Origin of the sequence: Natronospira sp., assembly GCF_007134575.1 — a bacterium.
GTDB classification, from domain to species: Bacteria; Pseudomonadota; Gammaproteobacteria; order Natronospirales; family Natronospiraceae; genus Natronospira; species Natronospira elongata.
Window position 1 is genome coordinate 1 of record NZ_SLKM01000188.1, and the last position, 3,318, is coordinate 3,318.

Below are 3,318 nucleotides of genomic sequence, written 5' to 3' on the forward strand. Positions count from 1 at the left end.
CAATGCCGAGGGCGAAGTGGTGACTTCCAGTGGTTATTCCCTGGAACCCGGTATTCAGATTCCCCCGGATGCCGAGAGCGTTTCCATCGGTTCGGATGGCACGGTGAGCGCCAAGCTGGCGGGACAGGCCGAGCCGGTTCAGTTGGGTGAAATTCAGCTCACCCGCTTCATCAACCCCGGCGGTCTGCAGGCCAGGGGCGAGAACCTGTTCATGGAGTCCGCCTCCAGTGGTCCGCCCCAGCCGGGCACGCCGGGTTTCGACGGTCTCGGCATGCTTCAGCAGGGCTCACTGGAGAGTTCCAACGTCAATGTGGTGGAAGAGCTGGTGAACATGATCGAGACCCAGCGGGCCTATGAGATCAATTCCAAGGCCATCTCCTCCGCCGACCAGATGCTGCAGTTCACCAACCAGCAGCTTTAATCGCTCACATTGATGGGAGTGGATGAATCATGACTGGAGTGTCTCGACAACATCGTCAGGTATCGTTGGGGCGGCAAGGGCTTGCCGCTCTCATGCTGCTGATCATTGCCGCTTTTCTCGCAGGCTGTGCCGGTCAGGCGCCTCGGGACGACGAGCGCAGCTACGAGCCGGTCATGCCCGAGGAGCCCGCCGAGTCCGAGCGGGTCAGCGGCTCCATCTTCCAGGCGGCCTATGCCAGTTCCCTGGTGGAGGATCGCCGGGCCCGGCGGGTGGGTGACATTCTCACCATCCGCCTGGTGGAACGGACCGATGCCAGCAAGAGCATGAATACCAATACCAGCCGGGATAGCAGCACCAGTATGCAGCCGCCCACGCTGTTTGGCCGCGGGGTGACCCACCGTGGGCGGCCCATCCTGGAAACGGAAATGGGTAGCAGCCGTTCTTTCGAAGGCGGCGGTGAGAGCAGCCAGAGCAATCGCCTCGAGGGCGAGATCACGGTGACCGTCGCCCGCCGCCTGCCCAACGGCAACCTGATGGTGCAGGGGGAGAAATGGCTGACCCTCAACCAGGGCGAGGAAATGGTGCGTATTGCCGGCATCATCCGCCCCCAGGATATTGCCTCGGATAACTCCGTGCCTTCCAATCGGGTCGCCGATGCCCGTATTACCTACAGCGGCACCGGCAGCCTGGCCAATGCCAATCAGCCTGGCTGGCTGACCCGCTTTTTCCAGTCACCCTTGAGCCCCTTGTGAGGGAGGATCGGTCATGAAAGCACAAGCTGCCACTGCCTGGTTCGCGGGTTTCTTGCTGAGCTTGAGTCTGCTGCCCGCCACGGCGCAACAGATGCTTGGCGAGGTGATGGCCGATCAGCAGGGTGACCGGGTCAAGGACCTGGCTACTGTCGGCGGTGTGCGGGCCAACCAGCTCACCGGCTACGGCCTGGTAGTGGGCCTGGATGGGACCGGTGACCAGACCTCCCAGACGCCTTTCACGGTGCAGAGCGTGAAGAACATGCTCTCCACCTACGGCATCGAGGTGCCGGCCAACGTCAACCCGCAGCTTCGCAATGTGGCCGCCGTCTCCCTCACCGCCGAGCTGCCACCCTTTGCCAAGCCCGGCCAGGAAATCGATGTCACGGTGTCTTCTCTTGGCAATGCCACCAGTCTTCGCGGTGGCACCCTGGTAATGGCGCCCTTGCTGGGTGCCGACGGACAGGTCTACGGCATGGCCCAGGGCAATGTGGTGGTGTCGGGTTTTGGTATTGATGGCCAGGACGGTTCACGGGTGACGGTGAATGTGCCCAGTGCCGGTCGCGTACCCAACGGTGCCACGGTGGAGAGGGAAGTGCCCAATAACTTTCAGGAGCAGGAGTTCATCACCCTGCACCTGAATGATTCGGATTTCACCACCGCCCACCGTCTCACCGAAACCATCAACGACAACTTTGGTGCCAATACCGCCCTGCCTCTGGATGCCACTTCCGTCCGGGTTGAGGCCCCCAATGATCCCACTCAGCGTATTGCCTTCGTTTCGGTGCTGGAAAACCTCCGGGTGGAACCCGGCGAAGGGCCGGCCAGGGTAATCGTCAATTCCCGTACCGGCACCGTGGTCATCGGTTCCAATGTCCGCGTCGGCCCCGCCGCGGTGAGCCACGGGGCGCTGACCGTGCGCATTCGTGAGCGGCCTTTCGTGGTGCAGCCCTCGCCCTTTGCGCCGGGGGAAACCATCGTCGTGCCACGTACCGAGATTGAGGTCGAGGAGCCGGAAGATGCCAGCATGTTCCTGTTCGACCCGGGCGTGGGGCTGGACCAGATCGTCGAGGCGGTCAACGAGGTCGGCGCCGCCCCCGGTGATCTGGTGGCCATCCTCGAGGCCCTGGACCGCGCGGGTGCCTTGCGCGCCCAGTTGGTGGTGATCTGAGGAGGCCCGGCCATGATTTCCGGTGACAAGCCCGTCTTTACCGACCTCCAGGGTCTTGAACGCCTGCGCGGCAAGGCTCGTCGGGATGATCCGGAAGCCCTGCGGGAAGTTGCGCGGCATTTCGAGTCTCTGTTCACCCACATGATGCTGCAGAGCATGCGGGCGGCCAGCTTCGGTGACGATCTCACCGGCGGCAATGAAATGAACTTCTACCGGGATATGTTCGATCAGCAGATCGCGGTGGAGATGTCTCAAGGCCAGGGCATCGGTCTGGCCGACATGATTGTTCGTGAACTGGGTGGTGAGCCTGCTTCAGCGTCGCCCGGCAAGGGCGCCCGGGACACCATTGAAGCCATGCGCCAGCGAGCCATTCCCGTACGCACCGAAGAGAACGATTCAGCCGGAGCGGCAACCGACAGCGCTGAAGACTTCCGGCCCGATGGCCCCCGGGATTTCCTGGAACGGCTGATGCCGGCGGCTCGCCCTGCGGCGCGTCGTATGTGCTCCAGACGTCGATCATCACCAGCGCCGTTTCCGCGACGGGCGCGCGGATCGTCGCCGCGCCTTCGCGCAGCACCAACCGCGGGCTGCCCGCGCCGTCGTCGGCGACCTCGAAGACGGGCCCGTAGCGCACACCGGCTTCGATGCAATCACAGCCGCCCGCAACCGACCGCGAATCGCCCATATCGAGCCTCACGCCGCGCTTTGAAGTTTCAAGACGCCGAGGGATATCCAATCCACTTGCAACCGCCGACACGGCACGCTTATAGTGATCGACCGTCTCCTTTGAACCGTTGTCATTACTGGAGCAATCGCGATGTGCGCACGGCCTCGTCAACGCAAGTCCGCGGCAATTGTAACCGCTTTATTCGCTTTCCTGCTTGGCTCGATCGCACTCGCCGCGCCCGCGTGGGCGCAGCCCGTCGCACTCGTCGACGACGGTGAAGCGCGCGTCAGCGTGGTCGTGGCGTCGGAGG

4 protein-coding genes are annotated in these 3,318 nt (G+C 63.3%); all 4 read left to right on the top strand.

The features are described 5' to 3' along the window. Nucleotides 1–421 (top strand): flagellar hook-basal body complex protein (locus tag ACJWXQ_RS07285; protein WP_406672484.1); only part of this gene is annotated, 421 nt, incomplete at its 5' end. A 29-nt stretch (nt 422–450) separates the two neighbouring features. After that, on the top strand, nt 451–1,173 hold the full coding sequence (gene flgH / locus ACJWXQ_RS07290) for a flagellar basal body L-ring protein FlgH (RefSeq protein WP_346049245.1): 723 nt from the start codon (nt 451–453) through the stop codon (nt 1,171–1,173). Between the two features lie 91 nt (nt 1,174–1,264). Beyond that, a complete protein-coding gene (locus ACJWXQ_RS07295; protein WP_346049571.1) occupies nt 1,265–2,341 on the top strand; it encodes a flagellar basal body P-ring protein FlgI in 1,077 nt (358 codons plus the stop codon). Nucleotides 2,342–2,353: 12 nt separating this feature from the next. Further along, nucleotides 2,354–3,286, top strand: coding sequence for a rod-binding protein (locus ACJWXQ_RS07300; protein WP_406672485.1), 933 nt, complete (start codon nt 2,354–2,356; stop codon nt 3,284–3,286). Nucleotides 3,287–3,318 lie beyond the last annotated feature (32 nt).